Genomic DNA, 22,724 nt, shown 5'->3' with positions numbered 1-22,724 from the left:
ATCGCTGCGCGGCTAGGGTGGCACTTCTTTTTTGGGAAGAACAGACCCTTCATTTTAGAAGAAACAGAATCTCCGTGAACGATCAGATCGTGCGACCGAACGATATCCTGTCGACGGCCGAGCTCGCCAGCGACGAAAGCCGCGCATCGGCAACGCCGATGATGGAGCAGTATATCGAGATCAAGGCGGCCAATCCGGACAGCATGCTGTTCTACCGCATGGGCGACTTCTACGAGCTGTTCTTCCAGGACGCGGTGGACGCCTCCCGCGCGCTCGGCATCACGCTCACCAAGCGCGGCCAGCATATGGGCCTCGATATCCCGATGTGCGGCGTGCCGGTCCATGCGGCGGACGATTATCTCCAGAAGCTCATCGCCGTCGGCTTCCGCGTCGCCGTCTGCGAGCAGGTCGAGGACCCGGCGGAGGCCAGGAAGCGCGGCTCGAAATCCGTCGTTCGCCGCGATGTCGTGCGCCTCGTCACGCCCGGAACGCTGACCGAGGAAAAGCTCCTCTCGCCGTCCGACGCCAATTACCTGATGGCCGTCGCGCGCATCCGCGGCGGCGGCGAGCCCGCCATGGCGCTCGCCTGGATCGACATCTCCACCGGCATCTTCCGCCTCTCCGAGACGGCGCAGGGCCAGCTTCTCGCCGATATCCTGCGCATCGACCCGCGCGAGCTGATCGTGCCGGACACTTTGTTCCACGACCCGGAATTCCGCCCCGTTCTGGACGTCGTCGGGCGCGTCGCCGTCCCGCAGCCGGCCGTGCTCTTCGACAGCGCGACGGCCGAGGGCCGCATCGCCCGCTATTTCGGCGTCTCGACGCTCGACGGCTTCGGCACGTTCTCGCGCGCCGAACTGGCGGCGGCCTCGGCGGCGATCTCCTATGTCGAGAAGACGCAGATCGCCGAGCGCCCGCCGCTCGGCCGGCCGGAGCGCGAAAGCTCGGCCTCCACGCTCTTCATCGACCCGGCGACGCGCGGCAATCTCGAACTGGTGCGCACCCAGTCCGGCGACCGCGCCGGCACGCTGCTGAAGGCCATCGACCGCACCGTCACCAGCGGCGGCGCACGCCTTCTCGCCGAGCGACTGATGTCGCCGCTGACCGATCCCGAGGCGATCAACACCCGCCTCGATTCCATTTCGACGCTCGCCGACCGCCCCTCCTTCTGCGAGGACCTGCGCCGGACGCTGAAGCAATTGCCCGACATGCCGCGCGCCCTCTCGCGCATCGCGCTCGGCCGCGGCGGCCCGCGCGATCTCGGCGCGATCCTTCAGGGCCTTTCGACCTCCGCCGAGATCGCCCGGCTGATGGCGGCGGAAGAGCTGGAGGGCGAGCTTGCGGACGCCCGCACCGCCATAGCCGAACTGCCCGTCGACCTGTCGCACCGTCTCGCCGTGATGCTGGCCGACGAGCTGCCGCTCCTCAAGCGTGACGGCGGTTTCATCCGCGAGGCGGCGGATGGCGAACTGGACGAGATGCGCGCGTTGCGCGACCAGTCCCGCCGCGTCATCGCCGGACTGCAGCTGCAATATGCCGAGGAGACGGGCGTCAGGTCGCTGAAGATCAAGCACAACAACGTGCTCGGCTATTTCATCGAGGTCTCCGCCGGCAATGCCGCGGCCTTGACGGACGGCGACGAGGCCAAGGCCCGCTTCATCCACCGCCAGACCATGGCCGGCGCCATGCGCTTCACGACCACGGTGCTCTCCGAGCTCGAAACCAAGATCGCCAATGCCGCCGACCGGGCGCTCGCCATCGAGCTTGCCGCCTTCGACGGGCTCGTGGAAGCGGTCGTGGCGGAAGCCGAGGCCATCAAGGCGGCGGCGCGGGCGCTCGCCGTCGTCGACGTCTCCGTCGGCCTTGCGGCGCTTGCCGAGGAGCAGGCCTATTGCCGGCCGGTGGTCGACAATTCCACCATGTTCGCCATCGTCGGCGGCCGTCATCCGGTGGTGGAGCAGGCGCTGCGCCGCCAGCAGGCCGCCGCCTTCGTCGCCAATTCCTGCGACCTCTCGCCGACGGACGGCAAGGGCCATGGCGCGATCTGGCTGCTGACCGGCCCCAACATGGGCGGTAAGTCGACCTTTCTGCGCCAGAACGCCCTCATCGCCATCCTTGCGCAGATGGGCACCTACGTTCCGGCCGAAAGAGCCCATATCGGCATCGTCGACCGCCTCTTCTCGCGCGTCGGCGCCTCGGACGACCTTGCCCGCGGCCGCTCCACCTTCATGGTCGAGATGGTCGAGACGGCGGCGATCCTCAACCAGGCGACCGAGCGCTCGCTGGTCATCCTCGACGAGATCGGCCGTGGCACCGCCACCTTCGACGGCCTCTCCATCGCCTGGGCCGCCGTCGAGCACCTGCACGAGGCGAACCGCTGCCGCGGCCTCTTCGCCACGCATTTCCACGAGCTGACCGTGCTGTCGGAAAAGCTCGCCCGCCTTTCCAATGCCACGATGCGCGTCAAGGAATGGGACGGCGACGTCATCTTCCTGCACGAGGTCGGCCCCGGCGCGGCGGACCGCTCCTACGGCATCCAGGTGGCGCGCCTTGCTGGCCTGCCGCCCTCGGTCGTTGCGCGTGCGCGGGACGTGCTCGCGAAGCTGGAGGATGCCGACCGCAAGAATCCGGCAAGCCAGCTCATCGACGACCTGCCGCTGTTCCAGGTCGCGGTGCGCCGCGAGGAGGAGAGGCGCAGCGGCCCGTCGAAGGTCGAGGAGCTGGTCAAGGGTCTCAACCCGGACGACATGACGCCGCGCGAAGCGCTCGATGCGCTCTACGCGCTGAAGAAAGAACTTGGCAAAGCCTAGCGGCTCGGATCATTGTCCGCGCATGCTGAAAGGGTCTACAGGCATGCGAATCGAACGGGCGATGGACGAAAAGCGGGACCCGGGCCGGCATCCGATGGAAAAGAAGCTTCTGGCGCCGGCCGAATCCGGCCTTCTCGACGTTCCGGCGCTGCGCGCCCGCTGCGAGTTCATCGCCAGCACCAATGCCGATTATCGCGACCGCATGCGCAGCGCGCTTCTGGCCGAGTTCAAGAAGGTCAATGCGGCGGGCCGCGAGCGGGCGCGCGAACTGCTTTTCGAGGATGGCAGCGGCCTGCAATGCGCCGCGCGCATCTCCTGGCTCCAGGACCAGCTCATCGCGGTCCTGCACGATTTCGCGCTCAACCACGTCTTCAGCGCGGGGCAGGCCCCGCCCGCCGCACGCATCACGGTCACGGCCGTCGGCGGCTACGGGCGCGGCACGCTGGCGCCGGGCTCGGATATCGACCTGCTCTTCCTGCTGCCGGCAAAGCCGGCCGCCTGGAGCGAGCCGGCCATCGAGTTCATGCTCTATATCCTGTGGGATCTCGGCTTCAAGGTCGGCCACGCCACGCGCAATCTGGAGGAATGCATCCAGCTCTCCAAGGGCGACATGACCATCCGCACGGCGATCCTGGAGGCACGCTACATCTGCGGCTCGGTGGCGCTGTTCGAGGAGATGGCGGTGCGCTTCGACCGCGAGATCGTGCGCGGCAGCGGCCCCGAATTCATCGCGGCGAAGCTCGCCGAGCGCGACGAGCGCCACCGCAAGGCGGGCGACACGCGCTACCTCGTCGAGCCGAACGTCAAGGAAGGCAAGGGCGGGCTTCGCGACCTGCACACGCTGTTCTGGATCGCCAAGTATTTCTACCATATCCGCGATCCCGCCGAGCTGGTGAAGCGCGGCGTCCTTTCCCGCCAGGAATACAAGCTCTTCCAGAAGGCCGACGATTTCCTCTGGGCGGTGCGCTGCCACATGCATTTCCTGACGGGCAAGGCCGAGGAGCGGCTGTCCTTCGACATCCAGCGCGAGATCGCCGAATGCCTCGGCTACCAGCCGCATCCCGGCCTTTCCGCCGTCGAGCGCTTCATGAAGCACTATTTCCTCGTGGCCAAGGACGTCGGCGACCTGACGCGCATCTTCTGCGCCACGCTGGAGGACCAGCAGGCCAAGGAAGCGCCCGGCATCACCGCCGCGATCAGCCGCTTCACGCGGCGCGCGCGCAAGATCGCCGGCACGCTGGATTTCCTGGAGGACCGCGGCCGCATCACCATCGCCGATTCGGATGTCTTCAAGCGCGATCCGGTCAACCTCATCCGCCTGTTCCACATCGCCGACATCAACGGGCTGGAGTTCCACCCCGACGCGCTTCGTGAGGCCACGCGCTCGCTGAAGCTCGTCAACGCCGCGCTGCGCGAGGATGAGGAGGCGAACCGCCTCTTCCTCTCCATCCTCACCTCGCCGCGCGATCCGGCGCTGATTCTCCGCCGCATGAACGAGGCGGGCGTGCTCGGCCGCTTCATTCCGGATTTCGGCAAGATCGTCGCGATGATGCAGTTCAACATGTATCATCACTACACCGTCGACGAGCACCTGATCCGCTCCGTCGGCGTGCTGGCGGATATCGACCAGGGTCGCGAGAAGGAGGCCCATCCCCTCAGCTACCAGGTGATGCCGAGCATCGAGGACCGCATCCCGCTCTATGTCGCGGTGCTGTTGCACGATATCGCCAAGGGCCGCCCGGAGGACCATTCCGTCGCGGGCGCCAGGGTCGCGCGAAAACTCTGCCCGCGCTTCGGGCTCTCGCCCAAGCAGACGGAGCTGGTCGTCTGGCTGATCGAGGAACATCTGACCATGTCCATGGTCGCCCAGACCCGCGACCTCAACGACCGCAAGACCATCGTCGACTTCGCCGACAAGGTGCAGTCGATGGAGCGGCTGAAGATGCTGCTGGTGCTGACGGTCTGCGATATCCGCGCGGTCGGCCCGGGTGTCTGGAACGGCTGGAAGGGCCAGCTCCTGCGCACGCTCTACTATGAGACGGAGCTTCTCATCTCCGGCGGCTTTTCCGAGCTCTCGCGCAAGGAGCGGGCGCAGGCCGCCCGCGAGATGCTGTCCGAGGCGCTGCCGGCCGACTGGAGCCAGAAGGACCGCAGGACCTATGCGCGCCTTCACTACGAGCCCTATCTGCTGACCGTCTCGCTGGAGGACCAGGTGCGCCACGCCGCCTTCATCCGCGAGGCAGACAAGGCGGGGCAGACGCTCGCCACCACGGTCCGCACCCATTCCTTCCACGCCATTACCGAGATCACGGTGCTCTCGCCCGACCATCCGCGCCTGCTGACGGTCATTGCCGGGGCCTGCGCGGCGGCGGGGGCGAACATCGTCGATGCGCAGATCTTCACGACCTCCGACGGGCGGGCGCTCGACACGATCCTCGTCAACCGCGAATTTCCCAACGATGCCGACGAGACGCGCCGCGCCGGTACGATCGGCCGGATGATCGAGGACGTGCTGTCCGGCCGCAAGCGCCTGCCGGAGGTGATCGCGACGCGCGCCAAGGGCCGCAGGCGCAGCCGCACCTTCACGGTCTCGCCCGCCGTCACCATCTCCAACACGCTGTCGAACAAGTTCACCGTCATCGAGATCGAGTGCCTCGACCGCCCCGGCCTTCTCTCCGAGGTCACGGCCGTGCTCTCCGACCTCTCGCTCGACATCGCTTCGGCGCATATCACCACCTTCGGCGAGAAGGTCATAGACACCTTCTACGTCACCGACCTCGTCGGCCAGAAGGTCACCAACGAAAACCGGCAGGCCAATATCGTCGCGCGGCTGAAGGCCGTGATGGCCGACGAGGCGGATGAACTGCGCGATCGCATGCCGCCCGGCATGATCGCGCCCGTTGCCGCCATGGCGAAAAGGATCAGGGCAGAACAATGAGTCTCGTCAGGAAATTCGCGACCGTGGGCGGTGCGACGCTCGGCAGCCGCGTGCTCGGCTTCGCGCGTGAAACGCTGATGGCCGCGGCCCTCGGCACCGGGCCGATGGCCGACGCCTTCTACGCCGCCTTCCGCTTCCCCAACCTCTTCCGCCGGCTCTTCGCCGAGGGCGCGTTCAACGCCGCCTTCGTGCCGCTCTTCGCCAAGGAGATCGAGGAGGGCGGTATAGACGGGGCCAAGCGCTTCTCCGAGGAGGTCTTCGGCGTCCTCTTCACCGTGCTCCTGATGCTGACCGTGGCGATGGAGCTGATGATGCCGCTCATCGTCTCCTGGATCATCGCGCCGGGCTTCGTGGGCGATACGGAAAAGTTCGACGTGACGGTCAAGCTCGCCATCGTCATGTTCCCCTATCTCATGTGCATGTCGCTGACGGCGATGCTGTCGGGCATGCTGAACTCGCTGCATCACTATTTCGCTGCCGCCGTCGCCCCCGTCTTCCTCAATTTCGTGCTGATCGGCGCGCTCGGCTACGGGCTCTGGCAGGGCGCCTCGCCGCTCGATACGGCCTGGTATCTCTCCTGGGGCGTGCTCGCCGCCGGCCTTCTCCAGATGGCCGTGCTCTATGCCGGCGTGCGCCATGCCGGCATGCGCATCGGCTTCCGCCGCCCGCGCATGACGGAGAATGTCAGGCGCCTGCTGTGGCTGGCGCTTCCGGCCGCCGTGACGGGCGGCATCACCCAGATCAACCAGCTCATCGGCCAGATGATCGCCTCCACCAAGGACGGCGCCATCGCCGCCCTGCAATATGCCGACCGCGTCTACCAGCTTCCGCTCGGCGTCGTCGGCATCGCCGTCGGCGTGGTGCTGCTGCCGGAGCTGGCGCGGGCGCTGAAGGGCGGCCACGAGCGCGAGGCGGGCAACCTGCAGAACCGCTCGATGGAATTCGTGCTCTTCCTGACGCTGCCGGCCGCAGGCGCCCTCTGGGTGATGTCCGACGAGATCGTCCGCGTCCTCTACGAGCGCGGCGCCTTCAGCCCTCAGACGACGTCCGTCGTGGCGGGCACGCTCGCCATCTACGGCCTCGGCCTGCCCGGCTTCGTGATGATCAAGGCGCTCAATCCCGGCTTCTTCGCCCGCGAGGATACAAAGACGCCGATGCGCATCACCCTCTTCTCGGTGGTCGTCAACTGCGTGCTGGCCGTCTCGCTCTTCCCGCTCTTCTACGAGCGCGGCATCGCCACCGCCGAGGCGGTTTCCGGCTGGCTGACGGCGCTGATGCTCTTCGTCACGCTGGTGCGCCGCGGCCACTGGCCGCTGGAAAAGGCGCTCGCGTGGCGCGTCGCGCGGCTGCTGGTCGCGACCGTCGTCATGGCGGGCACGATCGAATATGCCTCCGGCTACCTCGCCGACCGCCTCTCCTCCACCGCGCGGCTTTACGAGCAGGTCTCTGCGCTCGGCATGCTCGTCGCGCTCGCCATGGTCGTCTATTTCTCCGTCGCCTTCCTCATCGGCGGCGCCGACCTCGGCATGATCCGCCGCAACCTCAAGCGCGGCGGCAAGGCGGAGGCCACGCCGTCGGAATAGACCCGGCATGCAGGCGCCCGCCGCGTCAGCGGGCGGCGAAGCGCGCCCGCTTCGTCAGCCGCGCGAGCCCGCCGCAATGGCTCCAGCTCCGCCTCGGCCCCACGTCGACATGCACGATGCCGTTGCAATAGGTGCCGACGCCGCCGATGGCCGGCGCCGAGTGCGCCGCCGCGAGAATCCTCTGCACGGCAACGCCCGGCACGCGGATATCGGCGGCAAGGCATTTGCGGTGATAGGAGCCGCGCCGCCCGTTCGAACGGCGGCCGGAGGTGACCAGCGGCCGCCGGCCGACCTGCCGCGCGATATGGGCGAGCACCGCCCGCAGCCGACCCGGGAAGCATCGGTGCCGCACGCGCGGCGTCTGGATGGAGTAGATCTTCGCCACGCTCGCCTTTTCGGCGCGGGAGGCATGCCTGTGGCCGCGGCCTGCGCTGGTCTCGGTCGCCAAGAGCGATGTCAGCGCGACGACGCAGGCAAGCAGGATGGAACCGTTCTTTCGCACGGGTCATCTCCGTCTTGTGCCCCTTCGTCACAAAACGGCCGATCGGGACCGGCCTTCCCCCCAAATCCCCGCCGGGAAGGGACGACCGGAAAATGTCTTTTATAAGGACTCCCTCATGCGCGCCGCGGCCTCTCGGCGCGCCCCCTTGATCGAGGCCCCCGCGCCGTGCATAAGCGCGACGTATTTTCATACGCGGTTCCGGCTCGGGATTTCCCCGGAACTGCGCGTGCAACAGGGACCAGGCCCTCCACCCGCCTGAAGGAAACACCGTCATGAGCGCATTCAAGCCTCTCGTCTTCTCCGGCGTCCAGCCGACCGGCAATCTCCACCTCGGCAACTATCTCGGCGCGATCCGCAAGTTCGTCGCCCTGCAGGAAGACAACGACTGCATCTACTGCGTCGTCGACCTGCATGCGCTCACCGCGCAGCTGGTGCATGAGGACATGCCGAACCAGATCCGCTCGATCGCCGCCGCCTTCATCGCCTCCGGCATCGACCCGAAGAAGCACATCGTCTTCAACCAGTCCGCCGTGCCGCAGCACTCGGAACTCGCCTGGATCTTCAACTGCGTGGCGCGCATCGGCTGGATGGAGCGCATGACGCAGTTCAAGGACAAGGCCGGCGGAAAGAATGCCGAGCAGGTCTCGCTTGGCCTCCTCGCCTATCCGAGCCTGATGGCCGCCGACATCCTCGTCTACCGCGCGACCCACGTTCCGGTCGGCGACGACCAGAAGCAGCACCTGGAGCTGACGCGCGACATCGCGCAGAAGTTCAACATCGACTTCGGCAGCCATATCCGCAAAGCCGGCACGGGCGTCGACATCGTCGTCGGCGAGGAGCCGGTGCATGCCTATTTCCCGATGGTCGAGCCGCTGATCGGCGGCCCCGCGCCGCGCGTCATGAGCCTTCGCGACGGCACCAAGAAGATGTCGAAGTCGGATGCCTCGGACCTGTCGCGCATCAACCTGCTCGACGACGCCGACACCATCTCCAAGAAGATCCGCAAGGCCAAGACCGACCCGGACGCCCTGCCGAGCGAGGCCGAGGGACTGAAGGGCCGCCCCGAGGCGGAAAACCTCGTCGGCATCTATGCCGCGCTCTCCGACAAGTCCAAGGCCGATATTCTCGCCGAGTTCGGCGGCCAGCAGTTCTCGGTCTTCAAGCCGGCGCTGGTCGACCTTGCCGTCAACGTCCTCTCGCCGATCACCGACGAGATGCGCCGCCTGATGGACGACACCAGCCATATCGACGCGATCCTCCGGGACGGCGGCGAAAGGGCGCGGGCGCGGGCGGAAAAAACCATGAAGGAAGTTCGCGACATCATCGGCTTTGTGCAGTAAGGTCGCCGCGAAAAGACCGTATATCAGGAGCGCGCATGGTTTCTCGACGACTTTCCCGCCTTGAAGGTCACCGCCGCAAGTTCCTAGCGGTCATCGACGATACGCCGGAATGCCAGCGTGCCGTCCATTTCGCGGGAATGCGTGCGAAGAACTCCAACGGCGGCGTCGTCCTGCTCTACGTGATCGCCAATGCCGATTTCCAGCAATGGCTCGGCGTCGAGGAGATCATGCGGGCGGAAGCCCGCGAGGAGGCGGAGGCCGTGCTCGCCAAGGCGGCGCAGGCGCTGCGCGAGGCGATCGGCATCGAGCCGGAGACGGTGATCCGCGAGGGCGTGGCCAGCGAAGAGATCAACGGCCTCATCGAGGAGGACCGCGACATCGCGATCCTCGTCCTGGCCGCCGGCTCCGCCAAGGAAGGGCCGGGGCCGCTGGTCTCCTCGCTCGCGAGCCGCGCGCAGGCCTTCCCGATCCCGGTGACGGTCATTCCGGACCAGCTCACCGACGAAGAGCTGGACGCGATGAGCTGACCTTCGACTTGAAGAGCGGCGCTGGAGCGCCTATCTTCTTTTGAATTGTTCTAAATGTACGGGGCCGACCCAAGCGCCCGGCCGCACGGAGAGAAAGATGTTCATCCAGACCGAAGCGACGCCGAACCCGTCGACCCTGAAGTTCCTGCCGGGCAAGGTGGTGCTGGAGACCGGCACGGCCGAGTTCCGCGACGAGACGGAGGCGCGCGCCGCCTCGCCGCTCGCCGCCCGCCTCTTCGGCATTCCGGGCGTCACCGGCGTCTTCCTCGGCTACGATTTCATCACCGTCACCAAGGACGATGCCGACTGGCAGCACATGAAGCCGGCCATCCTCGGCAACATCATGGAGCACTTCATGTCCGGCCAGCCGGTGCTTGCCGGCGGCGCGCTCGGCGGCAGCGACGACATGGAAGGCGAGTTCTTCGACGAGGGCGACGAGACCATCGTCGCCACCATCAAGGAACTGCTCGACACGCGCGTGCGCCCCGCCGTTGCGCAGGACGGTGGCGACATCACCTTCAAGGGTTTCCGCGACGGCGTCGTCTATCTCAACATGAAGGGCGCCTGCTCGGGCTGCCCCTCCTCGACGGCGACGCTTAAGCACGGCGTCCAGAACCTTCTTCGCCATTTCGTACCGGAAGTGCAGGAAGTTGAAGCCGTCATGTAAGGCCCGCCGCGGGATGCCGGAGTGCCCCGCATGATCGTTCTGGCCATCGATACGGCGGGCGCCGGCTGCTATGCGGCGCTCTACGATTCCGATCAGGATGCCGTCCTCGGCGCCGCGGGCGCCGAAATCGGCCGCGGCCATGCCGAGCGGCTGATGGAATTCATCGACGCGGCGCTCGATGCGGCCGGCATGGACCTTGCGGCCGTCGGCCGCATCGCCGTCACCGTCGGCCCCGGCTCCTTCACCGGCATCCGCGTCGGCGTCGCAACTGCCCGCGGCCTTGCGCTCGCCCTCGGCGTTCCGGCCGTCGGCGTCTCCACCCTTTCGGCACTCGCCGCCGAGCACGGCGCCGAAGCGCCGCTGCTGGTGGCGATGGATGCCAAGCGCGACGAGGTCTACTGGCAGCGTTTCGCCGCAGACGGCGTTGAGGCGTCGCCGCCGGCGCTCGCCGCCCTTTCCGAGGCGCGCGATATCGCCGCCGGCCACGAGGGCGCGCTCGCGGGCTCCGCCGCCGCCCTCCTGCGCGACGATGCGGCGCCCGCGGCCGATGGCGTTTCGATCGTCACCGTCGCCCGCCTCGGCGCCCGGCTCGATCCTTCGAGCCACCAGCCGAAGCCGCTCTATCTGCGCGGTCCCGATGCCAAGCCGCAGGCGGGTTTCGCGATCCGGAGAGCCTGAATGTCCCTCAGCGACTACTTCACCCGCAAGCCCGTCTTCGAGATATTCCCGCTCGAGACGGACGATGCCGGCATTGCCGCGGCCCTGCACCGAACCCGTTTTCCCCAGCCTTGGAACGACGGCGAATTCCATTCGCTGCTCTCTCAGGACCCCGTCTTCGGCTTCCTCGCCCTGAAGGAGGGCGTGCTCGGCCGGACCGCCGGCGGCTTCGTGCTGGCGCGCGCGGCGGCGGGCGAGGCGGAGATCCTGACCATCGGCGTCGACGAGCGATTCGGCCGCGCCGGCCTCGGCTGGCGGCTGATGCTGGCGGCGCTGCGCGAGGCGAAGATGCGCGGCGCGGAGGCCATCTTCCTTGAGGTCGACGAGGGCAATGCCGCGGCCCGCGGGCTCTATGCCAAGCTCGGCTTTTCCAAGGTCGGCGAGCGCAAGGCCTACTATGCCGCCGCCGATGGCAGCCGGTCCACGGCGCTTGTCATGCGGCGCGATCTTCGCTAGTCCCCTTGCGGGGGGCATAACGAGAAGGGCTGGTCGCATGGCGGACGCGGAAAAATCGCTGGAAGAGCTTTGTGTCGAGCGCGGCATGCGCATGACCGAGCAGCGCCGCGTCATCGCGCGCGTGCTGGAAGCCTCCGACGATCACCCGGATGTCGAGGAACTCTACCGCCGCTCCTCCGCCGTCGACGCGCGCATCTCCATTTCCACGGTCTACCGCACGGTCAAGCTCTTCGAGGATGCCGGCATCATCGAACGCCACGATTTCCGCGACGGCCGTTCGCGTTACGAGACCGTGCCGGACGAGCACCACGACCACCTGATCGACCTGAAGAGCGGCGAGGTCATCGAATTCCATTCGCCCGAGATCGAGGCGTTGCAGGAGCGCATCGCCCGCGAGCACGGCTTCCGGCTCGTCGACCACCGGCTGGAGCTCTACGGCGTTCCGCTCAAGGAGGGCGAGTGAGGCGGACGGCATTGCGGCACCCCCCTCTGCCCTGCCGGGCATCTCCCCCACAAGGGGGGAGATTGGGTGGGGCGCTGTCTCGCCCATCTATGACGTTGCTGATTGAGCAAGGTTTGCGCGTCTTGCCGATCTCTCCCCTTGTGGGGGAGATGCCCGGCAGGGCAGAGGGGGGTAGCTGCGGAACGCGAGCGGAAGCCTTCCCCCACCCCCCGGTGACCCCGTGATCACCTGGCTGCGCATCGCCCTCGGCCTCGTCATCCTCGCCGTGGTCACCCTCGTCCTGCTTCCGGCCCAACTCGTCGGCCTGCGCTTCAACCTGAAGATCCGCCGCTACCTGCCGCGCCTCTGGCACCGCGTCGCCTGCCGCGTGCTCGGCCTCAAGGTGCGCGTGCACGGCGCGCTGGAGAAAAAACGCCCCCTCCTGATCGCCGCCAACCATGCCTCCTGGAAGGACATCATGGTGCTCGGCTCCGTCGCCGACGTCGTCTATATCGCCAAGTCCGAGGTGCGGGGCTGGCCGGTCTTCGGCATTCTCGCCCGCCTGCAGGCGACGATCTTCGTCGAGCGCGAGCAGCGCCAGAAGACCGGCGACCAGGTGGACGAGATCGCACGGCGGCTGGCGGACGGCGAGATCGTCGTGCTCTTTCCGGAGGGCACCACCTCGGACGGCAACCAGCTCCTGGAGATCAAGTCCTCGCTCTTCGGCGCCGCCGCCTCCGCCGTGCCGCATGCACCGGAGGGTGTCGTGCATATCCAGCCGGTCTCCATCGCCTATACGGGCCTCCACGGCATGGCGATGGGCCGCTACCATCGCCCCATCGCCGCCTGGCCTGGCGATATCGAACTGCTGCCGCATCTTCTCGGCATCGCGCGGGAAGGCGCGGTCGATGTCGACGTCGATTTCGGCGAGCGCGTCGACTACACGCGGGCAAGCAACCGCAAGGACGTGAGCCGCACGGTCGGCGCGCGCATCCGCGCCATGCTCGGCGCGCGGCTGCGCGGCCGGTAGAGGCGCGATGCGACGGGGCTTCAATTTCCGGCCTTTTTCCACTATGGAACGGCCATGAGCGAACAGTCCGTCATCCCTTCCTCGGCCGATGCCAAGCCGAACACCCGCAAGGTCTTCGTCAAGACCTACGGCTGTCAGATGAACGTCTACGACAGCGAGCGCATGACGGATGCGTTGTCGAAGGACGGCTATCAGGCGACGGACCTGCTGGAGGATGCCGACCTCGTCCTCCTCAATACCTGTCATATCCGCGAGAAGGCGGCGGAGAAGGTCTATTCCGAGCTCGGCCGGCTGCGCGAGATGAAGAAGGCCCGCGCCAGGGACGGCCGCGAGATGGTGATCGGCGTCACCGGCTGCGTCGCGCAGGCCGAGGGCAGGGAGATCCTGCGCCGCGCCCCCGCCGTCGACCTGGTGATCGGCCCGCAGACCTATCACCGCCTGCCCGAGGCGCTGCGCCGCGCCAAGGGTGGCGAGCGTGTCGTCGAGACGGACTACGCGCTGGAGGACAAGTTCGAGCACCTGCCCGCGCCGGAAAAGGCAAGGACCCGCGCCCGCGGCGTCACAGCCTTCCTCACCGTTCAGGAAGGCTGCGACAAGTTCTGCACCTTCTGCGTGGTGCCCTATACGCGCGGCTCGGAAGTCTCCCGCCCCGTCGTCCAGATCGTCGCCGAGGCCGAACGCCTCGTCGAAGGCGGCGTGCGCGAGATCACCCTGCTCGGCCAGAACGTCAATGCCTGGCACGGTCTCGGCCCGGACGGCCGCGAATGGGGCCTCGGCGACCTCCTCTACCGGCTTGCCGAAATCGAGGGCCTCGCGCGCCTGCGCTACACGACCAGCCACCCGCGCGACATGGACGACCGCCTCATCGAGGCCCATCGCGACCTGCCCAAGCTGATGCCCTACCTGCACCTGCCGGTGCAGGCCGGCTCCGATCGCATCCTGAAGGCCATGAACCGCCGCCACACGGCAGCCGAATATATCGCCCTCATCGAGCGCATCCGCGCCGTCCAGCCGGCGCTGGCCATATCGGGCGATTTCATCGTCGGCTTTCCCGGCGAGACCGATCAGGACTTCGAGGACACGATGCGCCTCGTCGAGACCGTCGGTTATGCACAGGCATTTTCGTTCAAGTATTCCATCCGTCCCGGCACGCCCGGCGCGGAAATGGATGGCCATGTCGCGGAACATTTGAAGGCCGAACGTCTTGAAAGATTGCAGGCTTTGCTCTTCCGCCAGCAGCGCGACTTCGCCGCCGGCTGCGTCGGCAAGGAGATCGACCTGCTTCTGGAGAAGCCTGGACGCAAGCCCGGCCAGCTCGTCGGCCGCTCGCCCTGGCTTCAGCCTGTGAATATTGATGCAAAAGCTTCTGAAATCGGTGACATTATCCGGGTACGAATCACCGATGCCGGGCCCAACAGCCTCTTCGCGCAAGCGATCGGTTGACGGGCGGAACGCAAGGAGCCTGACCGCTTGAACGGACACGAACTGATGACGTCATCGCCGCGCCAGTCGAAACAAGGGATCGACGCCAATCAATTCGTGCTGACCTTCGAGAACAATCGATACGCAAGCGAGCTCTTCGGCCAGTTCGACCAGAACCTGAAGCTCATCGAGCAGCGCCTCAACATCGATGCGCGGGCACGCGGCAACTCCGTCTCCATCTCCGGCGAGGTGCTGGCCACCAACCAGGCCCGCCGCGCGCTGGATTATCTCTACGACCGGCTCCAGAAGGGCGGCTCCATCGAGCTTTCCGATGTCGAGGGCGCCATCCGCATGGCGATCGCCGCGGACGACCAGCTCTCGCTGCCGACGATGGAGCGCAAGGCCAAGCTCACCATGTCGCAGATCTCCACCCGCAAGAAGACCATCGCCGCCCGCACGCCGACGCAGGATACCTATATCCGCGCGCTGGAGCGCTCCGAGCTCGTCTTCGGCGTCGGCCCGGCCGGCACCGGCAAGACCTATCTCGCCGTCGCCTATGCCGCCCAGCTGCTGGAGCGCGGCGCGGTCGACCGCATCATCCTCTCGCGCCCGGCCGTCGAGGCCGGCGAGCGCCTCGGCTTCCTGCCGGGCGACATGAAGGAGAAGGTCGATCCGTATCTGCGCCCGCTCTATGACGCGCTCTACGACATGATGCCGGGCGACAAGGTCGAACGCGCCATCACCGCCGGCGTCATCGAGATCGCGCCGCTCGCCTTCATGCGCGGCCGCACGCTGGCGAACGCCGCCGTCATCCTCGACGAGGCGCAGAACACGACCTCGATGCAGATGAAGATGTTCCTGACGCGTCTCGGCGAGAACGGCCGCATGATCGTCACGGGCGATCCGAGCCAGGTCGACCTGCCACGCGGCGTGAAGTCCGGCCTCGTCGAAGCGTTGCAGATCCTGCATGGCGTCGAGGGCGTCTCGGTCGTCCGCTTCAAGGATGTCGACGTCGTGCGCCATCCGATGGTCGCCCGCATCGTGCGCGCCTACGAGGCGCAGACCGCCGTGCAGGACGAAAGCGAGCAGGTGGACCGCTGACGGTCCCGGCAAACATGAGCGAACTCGACATCCAGATCTCCATCGAGGAGGGCGCATGGCCCTCCGAGGAGCGCCTGTTCGACATGAGCGGGCGCGTGCTCGGCGCGGCGGGGGATTACCTGCGAAAGCAGGAAAAGCAGCCCTTTCCGAAGACCGGCGCACCGGAAGTCTCGCTCGTCTTCACGAATGACGAGAGCATCCGCGCCATCAATGCCGAGTGGCGCGGTCAGGACAAGCCGACCAACGTCCTCTCCTTCCCCGCCTTCCCGGTGACGCCGGGAAAAATGCCCGGCCCGATGCTCGGCGACATCATCTTCGCCGAGGAAACATTGACTCGCGAGGCGGCCGATCTCGGCAAGTCCTTCGACGATCATCTCACGCATCTGATGGTGCATGGATTTCTGCATCTCTTCGGCTATGATCACATGGAAGACGAAGAGGCCGAAAAAATGGAGGGGCTGGAGACTCGCATTCTTGCCGAGCTTGGCCTATCTGACCCCTACGGGGATGGCCCCGAAGAATAGTTTGGACCGATGAGCGATTTCAGAAACCAGCCGGCAGCGGCGGAAAAGAACGAGGCGGACGCCTCAGGTCAGGACGAGGCGGGCAGTAGTAGCAGCGCGCCGAGGCAGGAAAGCGGGGGCCGGTCATCCTTCTGGTCCCGTGCGGCACGGCTTTGGCGCATGACGGGCGCCTCCACCCTGCGCAAGGACCTCGCCGAGGCCCTGATGACGGAAGACACCGGCGGCGAGCCGGCCTTCCTGCCCGAAGAACGGGCGATGCTGCACAACATTCTCCGCTTCCGCGAGGTGCGCGTCGAGGACGTCATGGTCCCGCGCGCCGATATCGAGGCCGTGGACCAGGACATCACCATCGCCGAGCTTATGGTGATATTCGAGGATTCCGGCCGCTCGCGCATGCCGGTCTACAACGAGAGCCTCGACGATCCGCGCGGCATGGTCCATATCCGCGACCTCCTCGCCTATGTCACCAAGCAGGCCCGCAACAAGCGCCGCAACGGCGCCAAGCCCGCAGCCGCCACCGGCGAAAAGCCGGCGCGTGCGCCGAAGGCCGAGTTCGACCTCGGCCGCGTCGATCTGTCCAAGACCGTCGCCGAGGCCGGCATCATCCGCCAGGTCCTCTTCGTGCCGCCGTCGATGCTGGCCGCCGACCTGATGGCGCGCATGCAGGCCGACCGCACCCAGATGGCCCTCGTCATCGACGAATATGGCGGCACGGACGGCCTCGCCTCGCTGGAGGATATCGTCGAGATGGTCGTCGGCGACATCGAGGACGAGCACGACGACGAGGAGGCGATGATCCAGCGCGTCAGCGACGACGTCTTCATCGCCGACGCCCGCGTCGAGCTGGAAGAGCTCGCCGAGGCCATCGGCCCCGATTTCGACATCCGCGAGCAACTGGAAGACGCCGATACGCTCGGCGGCCTGATCTTCGCCTCGCTCGGCCGAATCCCGGTGCGCGGCGAGGTGGTGCAGGCGATGCCCGGCTTCGAATTCCATATCCTCGATGCCGACCCGCGCCGCGTCAAGCGCGTGCGCGTCACCCGCAAGCGCGCCGGCTCCGTCCGCCGCCGCGAGCGCCGGCCCGGCGAGAGCCTTTCCGCCGACCGCACCAATCCGGCCGAGCAGCGTAGCGACGAGGCGGGGGCGGAGTAGGGCTCCCTTCTTTACGGAACAGGGCGTTGCATTGCCCCTCACCCCAACCCTCTCCCCGCAAGCGGGGAGAGGGGACTTACCCTATGCATGGCCGTTGGTTGGGGAAACCGGTGCAACATAGTCCCTTCGCCCCGCCTGCGGGGAGAAGGTGGCCGGCAGGCCGGATGAGGGGCAAGGCATCCCCACTACCCTCCAGAAAGCGCCATCCCGACATCCCCCCTCATGACACGGGACAAGACGCTGCTTTTTTGGAAGACTGGCGCGGCTGATTCGGGGACATGTGAAGGGGACGGCATGGAGCGGCTGGCGGGCAAGGTCATGCTCCTGTCTGGGACGAGACGGGCGCTGACGGCATTTGTTGCGGGGCTCGCCGGCGTGCTGGCGCTGCCGCCCTTCGGATTTTTCGCGGCGCTCTTCGTGTCCTTCACCCTGCTCACCTGGCTGCTCGACGGGGCGAGCGGCGCGCCGGAAGCCGGCTTCCTCCGGCGCTTGGCGCCCGCTTTCCGCATCGGCTGGTTCTTCGGCTTCGGCTATTTCGTCGGCGGGCTCTGGTGGCTGGGCAATGCGCTGCTGGTCGAGGCGGATGCCTTCGCCTGGGCGCTGCCGCTCGCCGTCTTCGGCCTGCCGGCCTTCCTCGCCATCTATTACGGCATCGCCGCCGCGCTCGCCCGGCTCCTCTGGTCGGACGGCATGGGCCGCATCGCCGCGCTCGCCTTCGCCTTCGGGGTGGGGGAATGGCTGCGCGGCACGCTCTTCACCGGCTTCCCGTGGAATGCCGTCGGCTACGGCATCATGCCCGTGCCGCTCCTCATGCAGTCCTCGGGTATCGTCGGCATCGCCGCGATGAACGCGCTCGCCGTCTTCGTCTTCGCCGTGCCCGCTCTTCTCGGCACGCGGCGGGGCAGGGGCATCGGCCTTTCGCTTGCCGCGCTGCTCTTCGCCGCCCATGTCGGCTACGGCTACTATGCGCTGAACCTCCTGCCGACGCCAGACGACGACAGCACCGTCGTCCGCCTCGTCCAGCCGGTGATCGACCAGGCGATGAAGCTCGACGACACCGCAAGGGCCGAGATCTTCGAGCGGCATCTGACGCTGAGCGCCGCAAAGCCCGAGGGCGGCGGCAAGCGGCCGGACATCATCGTCTGGCCGGAAACCTCCATCCCCTTCATCCTGACGGACAATCCCGATGCCCTCGTGCGCATCGCCGCCGTGCTCGACGATGACCAGGTGCTGATCGCCGGCGCGGTGCGCACCGAAAGCGCGGGCTCCGGCAAGGCGCCGCGCTACTACAATTCCATCTACGCCATCGACGGCAAGGGCCAGATCATCGGCGCGGCCGACAAGGTGCATCTCGTGCCCTTCGGCGAATACATGCCCTTCGCCGAGGTCTTCGAGAGCTTCGGCGTCAGCGCCGTCGCCATGCCGGGCGGCTTTTCCGCCGCACGCGAGCACCAGCTCCTGACGGCCCGAGGCAAGGGGCTCTATCCGCTGGTCTGCTACGAGGCGATCTTCCCCTCCGAGATCAACGGCGTGGGGAAGACGGCTGCCGCGCTGCTGAACGTCACCAACGACGCCTGGTTCGGCAACACGCCCGGCCCCTACCAGCATTTCCTGCAGGCGCGCCTGCGCGCGGTCGAGCGCGGCATGCCGCTGATTCGCGCCGCCAACAACGGCATTTCGGCCGTGGTGGATGCCAAGGGGCAGGTCGTTTCCGGCCTTGCCTACGATGTCCCCGGTTTTGTGGATGCAACCTTTCCGGGCAAATTGGCGCCGGCAGAACGGGCAACACGGCAGAACCGGGCGTTTCTGATTGCCCTGACCATGCTCCTCGGGGCGGCGCTTATTTCTCGCATGGGTTTTAGAAATCGGGTGAATTGACCCAAAACCCCTAAAATAGCATAGTGCACGCCGCCGGCCGTTCTCCTGTATTGTAGCGACCTTCAGAGTCTGCGCATACAACGTGACGTTAAGTTTTCGTTAAGGCTGCCGGTGGGTAGGGGCCATTCCGCGTTAGGACGAAAGTGATGATGGAAAACAAGAAGAAGCCGAATCCGATCGATATACATGTCGGCAGCCGGATCCGGCTTCGCAGGACCATGCTCGGCATGAGCCAGGAGAAGCTGGGCGAAAGCCTCGGCATCACCTTCCAGCAGATTCAGAAATACGAGAAGGGCACGAACCGCGTCGGCGCCAGCCGGCTGCAGAACATTTCGAGCATTCTCAACGTGCCGGTCTCCTTCTTCTTCGAGGATGCCCCGGGCGAGCAGGCGGATGTCCAGGCCGGCTTCGCCGAAGCCTCCAGCTCCAACTATGTCGTCGACTTCCTCTCCTCCTCCGAAGGCCTGCAGCTCAACCGCGCCTTCGTGAAGATCGGCGATCCCAAGGTGCGCCGCAAGCTGGTCGATCTGGTGAAGGCGCTGGCCGCCGAGGCCGAGGTCGAGTGACCCGTCCCTGCCGGAACGCATGAAGGAACGGCCCTGCGGGGCCGTTTTTCATGCCTGCCTGCCGCCTCGGCGCGGCGGATGCGGCAAATCACCCGAGAATTTGGGACATAAAGATATACTTATGTCCTTGTCTTTGCCGCGCGAACTGAATAATTACGGTCGTAGTCCATTTCTTTGAGGGGAATTCCCGCATGCGCAGCAGTTACCTCTTCACCAGCGAGTCCGTCGCCGAAGGCCATCCGGACAAGGTGTGCGACCGTATCTCCGACGAAATCGTCGATCTGGTCTACCGTGAAGCCGTGAAGTCGAAGATCGATCCCTGGTCGGTCCGCATCGCCTGCGAGACGCTTGCAACGACCAATCGCGTCGTCATCGCCGGTGAGGTCCGCCTGCCGCCGAGCCTTCTCAAGAAGGACAAGAACGGCAACGACGTCATCAACCCGTCCAAGTTCAAGTCCGCCGCCCGCAAGGCGATCCGCGATATTGGCTACGAACAGGACGGCTTCAACTGGAAGACCGCGAAGATCGACGTGCTGCTGCACTCCCAGTCCGCCGACATCGCCCAGGGCGTCGACAACGCCGCCGACAAGCAGGGCGACGAGGGCGCGGGCGACCAGGGCATCATGTTCGGCTATGCCTGCCGCGAGACCCCGGAACTGATGCCGGCCCCGATCTACTATTCGCACCGCATCCTCCAGCTCCTCGCCGCCGCCCGCAAGAAGGGCGAGGGCGATGCCGGCAAGCTCGGCCCGGATGCCAAGAGCCAGGTGACCGTGCGCTATGTCGACGGCAAGCCGGCCGACGTCACCTCCATCGTGCTGTCCACGCAGCACCTCGATGCGAGCTGGGATTCCAAGAAGGTGCGCCAGGTCGTCGAGCCCTATATCCGCGAGGCGCTGGCCGACCTGAAGATCGCCGACGATTGCTCCTGGTACATCAACCCGACGGGCAAGTTCGTCATCGGTGGCCCGGACGGCGACGCCGGCCTCACCGGCCGCAAGATCATCGTCGACACCTATGGCGGCGCGGCCCCGCATGGCGGCGGCGCCTTCTCCGGCAAGGACACGACCAAGGTTGACCGCTCGGCCGCCTATGCCGCGCGCTACCTCGCCAAGAACGTCGTTGCCGCCGGCCTTGCCGACCGTTGCACGATCCAGCTCTCCTACGCCATCGGCGTCGCCCAGCCGCTGTCGATCTATGTCGACCTGCACGGCACCGGCAAGGTGAGCGAGGATGCGGTGGAAGCGGCGATCCGCAAGGTCATGGACCTGTCGCCGTCGGGCATCCGCCGCCATCTCGACCTCAACAAGCCGATCTATGCCAAGACCTCCGCCTATGGCCATTTCGGCCGCAAGGCCGGCCGTGACGGCTCGTTCTCCTGGGAGCGCCTCGACCTCGTCAAGGCCCTCAAGGACGCCATAAAGAACTGAGGCCGACATGACCGATGCAGAGCGCCGCAGCCGCGCGACCGAAGCCTTCTTCGGTCGCCGCAAGGGAAAGCCGCTACGCGAGCGGCAGGCGCAGCATCTCGAAACGCTGCTGCCGGTGCTGAAGGTCGACCTGTCGACCCCGGCTCCGGCAGATCTCGCAACGCTCTACGATTTCACGCCGGCCCGCACCCGCCTCGAGATCGGTTTCGGCGGCGGCGAGCACCTGATCCACCGCGCGGTGGAAAGCCCGGACACCGCCTTCATCGGCGTCGAGCCCTTCGTCAATTCCATGGCGAAGCTGGTCGGCAGCGTGGAGGAGAAGGGCGCGAGGAATATCCGCCTTTACGACGACGATGCGACGGAACTCTTAGACTGGCTGCCGGCGGACTCGCTCGACCAGATCGACCTGCTCTATCCCGATCCCTGGCCCAAGCGGAAGCACTGGAAGAGGCGCTTCGTGTCGAAGGTCAATCTGGATCGCTTCGCCCGCGTGCTGAAGCCGGGCGGAATCTTCTGCTTCGCGTCCGACATCGACACTTATGTCAACTGGACGCTGATGCATTGCGGGGCGCATCCCGCCTTCGTCTGGACCGCGGAAAACGCGGCCGATTGGCTGACGCCCTATGCCGGCTGGCCGGGCACGCGCTACGAGGCCAAGGCCAGGCGCGAGGGCCGCAAGTCGGCCTATCTCACCTTCCGCCGTCTCTGACGGAAAGCGTTTTCAGGGCATTATCGTCAGTGCAGGCTGACCGTGCGCAGATCGTCCTCGGCGGCCTTGTAGAAGGTGCTGGAACGGTTATCGGTGAGCAGGATCGGCGTGCCGTCCGCGCCGAACAGCGCCCACAGGTCGAGGCTCGGGTCGATTTCGGGCGCTTCCGGGAAGACACGGGAGACTTCCTCGGCCTTCATCTTGCGGATGTAGCCGACTTCGCCGGCGCCCAGATGCGCAAGGTCCGCCTTCGATACGGTGGTGGGGGTAACGGTTTTCAGGCCCATTTTTGCCTCCATGGCAATGCCGGACTTGCCGGCCACCGGACGCTGATGGCCACCATGGCCCATCGGTCGTTCGGCGATCAGGTTATGCGCGAAACGGTCCGGCGGGTGTTCCCGCAGGAACGGCTCACGTTCTAGTCTGGTACGGAAATGTTAATTTTCTTTACCATACGCACGGGCTCCGGCCGGACGAGGTCCACCGAGAGCAGGCCGTTCTTCAGTTCGGCGCCCGAGACATGCATGCCGTCGGCAAGCACGAAGGTGCGCTGGAACTGGCGGGCGGCGATGCCGCGGTAAAGATAATCCCTTTCGCCGAGATCGGTCTGCCGGCCGCGGATGACGAGCTGGTTTTCCTCCGTCGTCACGTCCAGCTCCTCCTCGGAGAAGCCCGCCACGGCAAGCGTGATGCGCAGGCGCTCCGGGGCGCCCGTCTCGCCGTCCGGCCGAAGCCGCTCGATATTGTACGGCGGATAGCCATCGTTGCCCTTGGCGATGCGCTCGAGGGTCTTTTCCATGGCGTCGAAGCCCAGCAGTAGCGGGCTCGTGAAAGGGGTCATGCGTGTCATCGTCCAGTCCTTGGCTTCAAGCGACTTTGGCGAGGCCCGGCTGCGGCGCCCCGACGGCTGCAATATGGTGATTGCGCGAT

21 protein-coding genes are annotated in these 22,724 nt (G+C 66.5%); 18 read left to right on the top strand and 3 right to left on the bottom strand.

Going from position 1 to position 22,724, the window contains the following annotated elements; translation table 11 throughout:
• Positions 1-74: 74 nt before the first annotated feature.
• The 3 genes from mutS (at position 75) to murJ (ending at position 7,331) form a co-directional block, all read left to right on the top strand.
• On the top strand, positions 75-2,810 hold the full coding sequence (mutS, locus tag ACZ1A1_RS17645) for a DNA mismatch repair protein MutS (protein WP_463620939.1): 2,736 nt from the start codon (positions 75-77) through the stop codon (positions 2,808-2,810).
• A 94-nt stretch (positions 2,811-2,904) separates the two neighbouring features.
• Entirely contained in the window at positions 2,905-5,748 is a 2,844-nt protein-coding gene (locus ACZ1A1_RS17640; protein ID WP_463621127.1) for a [protein-PII] uridylyltransferase, read from the top strand.
• Positions 5,745-7,331 (top strand): murein biosynthesis integral membrane protein MurJ, encoded by a 1,587-nt coding sequence (gene murJ / locus ACZ1A1_RS17635; protein ID WP_463620938.1) that lies wholly within the window; start codon positions 5,745-5,747, stop codon positions 7,329-7,331. The genes ACZ1A1_RS17640 and murJ overlap by 4 nt, the downstream gene beginning before the upstream one ends.
• Before the next feature lie 25 nt (positions 7,332-7,356).
• Here murJ and ACZ1A1_RS17630 read toward each other — a convergent pair whose 3' ends face one another.
• A complete protein-coding gene (locus tag ACZ1A1_RS17630; protein WP_463620937.1) occupies positions 7,357-7,833 on the bottom strand; it encodes a YcbK family protein in 477 nt (158 codons plus the stop codon).
• Positions 7,834-8,105: 272 nt separating this feature from the next.
• On the opposite strand from ACZ1A1_RS17630, the gene trpS reads away from it, so the two are divergent.
• From trpS to trmB, 15 genes are all read left to right on the top strand, one after another.
• On the top strand, positions 8,106-9,173 hold the full coding sequence (gene trpS / locus ACZ1A1_RS17625; RefSeq protein ID WP_463620936.1) for a tryptophan--tRNA ligase: 1,068 nt from the start codon (positions 8,106-8,108) through the stop codon (positions 9,171-9,173).
• Between the two features lie 35 nt (positions 9,174-9,208).
• Positions 9,209-9,700, top strand: coding sequence for a universal stress protein (locus tag ACZ1A1_RS17620; protein WP_313195601.1), 492 nt, complete (start codon positions 9,209-9,211; stop codon positions 9,698-9,700).
• A 97-nt stretch (positions 9,701-9,797) separates the two neighbouring features.
• On the top strand, positions 9,798-10,367 hold the full coding sequence (locus ACZ1A1_RS17615; RefSeq protein ID WP_313195602.1) for a NifU family protein: 570 nt from the start codon (positions 9,798-9,800) through the stop codon (positions 10,365-10,367).
• 30 nt (positions 10,368-10,397) lie between these two features.
• Positions 10,398-11,045, top strand: coding sequence for a tRNA (adenosine(37)-N6)-threonylcarbamoyltransferase complex dimerization subunit type 1 TsaB (tsaB, locus tag ACZ1A1_RS17610; RefSeq protein WP_463620935.1), 648 nt, complete (start codon positions 10,398-10,400; stop codon positions 11,043-11,045).
• The gene (locus tag ACZ1A1_RS17605) at positions 11,046-11,540 is read left to right on the top strand and encodes a GNAT family N-acetyltransferase (RefSeq protein WP_463620934.1); all 495 of its coding nucleotides are present in this window, start codon (positions 11,046-11,048) and stop codon (positions 11,538-11,540) included.
• Positions 11,541-11,577: 37 nt separating this feature from the next.
• Positions 11,578-12,003, top strand: a complete 426-nt coding sequence (locus ACZ1A1_RS17600; protein ID WP_119257429.1) for a Fur family transcriptional regulator — start codon at positions 11,578-11,580, stop codon at positions 12,001-12,003.
• 220 nt (positions 12,004-12,223) lie between these two features.
• Positions 12,224-13,012 (top strand): lyso-ornithine lipid O-acyltransferase, encoded by a 789-nt coding sequence (olsA, locus tag ACZ1A1_RS17595; RefSeq protein ID WP_463620933.1) that lies wholly within the window; start codon positions 12,224-12,226, stop codon positions 13,010-13,012.
• Positions 13,013-13,066: 54 nt separating this feature from the next.
• Positions 13,067-14,455, top strand: a complete 1,389-nt coding sequence (miaB, locus tag ACZ1A1_RS17590; protein WP_463620932.1) for a tRNA (N6-isopentenyl adenosine(37)-C2)-methylthiotransferase MiaB — start codon at positions 13,067-13,069, stop codon at positions 14,453-14,455.
• 27 nt (positions 14,456-14,482) lie between these two features.
• Entirely contained in the window at positions 14,483-15,535 is a 1,053-nt protein-coding gene (locus ACZ1A1_RS17585) for a PhoH family protein (protein WP_415215862.1), read from the top strand.
• A gap of 14 nt (positions 15,536-15,549) precedes the next feature.
• Positions 15,550-16,059, top strand: coding sequence for an rRNA maturation RNase YbeY (gene ybeY / locus ACZ1A1_RS17580; protein ID WP_463620931.1), 510 nt, complete (start codon positions 15,550-15,552; stop codon positions 16,057-16,059).
• Between the two features lie 9 nt (positions 16,060-16,068).
• Entirely contained in the window at positions 16,069-17,211 is a 1,143-nt protein-coding gene (locus ACZ1A1_RS17575; protein WP_463620930.1) for a hemolysin family protein, read from the top strand.
• A 294-nt stretch (positions 17,212-17,505) separates the two neighbouring features.
• Positions 17,506-19,089 (top strand): apolipoprotein N-acyltransferase, encoded by a 1,584-nt coding sequence (lnt, locus tag ACZ1A1_RS17570; protein ID WP_463620929.1) that lies wholly within the window; start codon positions 17,506-17,508, stop codon positions 19,087-19,089.
• 146 nt (positions 19,090-19,235) lie between these two features.
• A complete protein-coding gene (locus ACZ1A1_RS17565) occupies positions 19,236-19,655 on the top strand; it encodes a helix-turn-helix domain-containing protein (RefSeq protein ID WP_415212062.1) in 420 nt (139 codons plus the stop codon).
• A 191-nt stretch (positions 19,656-19,846) separates the two neighbouring features.
• Complete coding sequence (gene metK / locus ACZ1A1_RS17560) at positions 19,847-21,085, top strand: methionine adenosyltransferase (protein WP_463620928.1); 1,239 nt, start codon at positions 19,847-19,849, stop codon at positions 21,083-21,085.
• A gap of 7 nt (positions 21,086-21,092) precedes the next feature.
• Complete coding sequence (trmB, locus tag ACZ1A1_RS17555) at positions 21,093-21,794, top strand: tRNA (guanosine(46)-N7)-methyltransferase TrmB (RefSeq protein WP_463620927.1); 702 nt, start codon at positions 21,093-21,095, stop codon at positions 21,792-21,794.
• A 26-nt stretch (positions 21,795-21,820) separates the two neighbouring features.
• Here the strand turns inward: trmB and ACZ1A1_RS17550 are convergent, their stop codons facing one another.
• Positions 21,821-22,081: a BQ00720 family protein gene (locus ACZ1A1_RS17550; RefSeq protein WP_119257505.1), complete on the bottom strand. Its 261-nt coding sequence runs from the start codon at positions 22,079-22,081 to the stop codon at positions 21,821-21,823.
• Between the two features lie 131 nt (positions 22,082-22,212).
• Positions 22,213-22,644 carry an Hsp20 family protein gene (locus ACZ1A1_RS17545; protein WP_463620926.1) on the bottom strand — a complete coding sequence of 144 codons (432 nt, stop codon included), beginning with the start codon at positions 22,642-22,644 and terminating at the stop codon, positions 22,213-22,215.
• Positions 22,645-22,724: the final 80 nt, after the last annotated feature.

This window comes from Shinella sp. R2-11 (assembly GCF_055330205.1).
The sequence above is the reverse complement of the archived record's forward strand: the minus strand, read 5'-3'. Positions and strand labels throughout refer to the sequence as shown.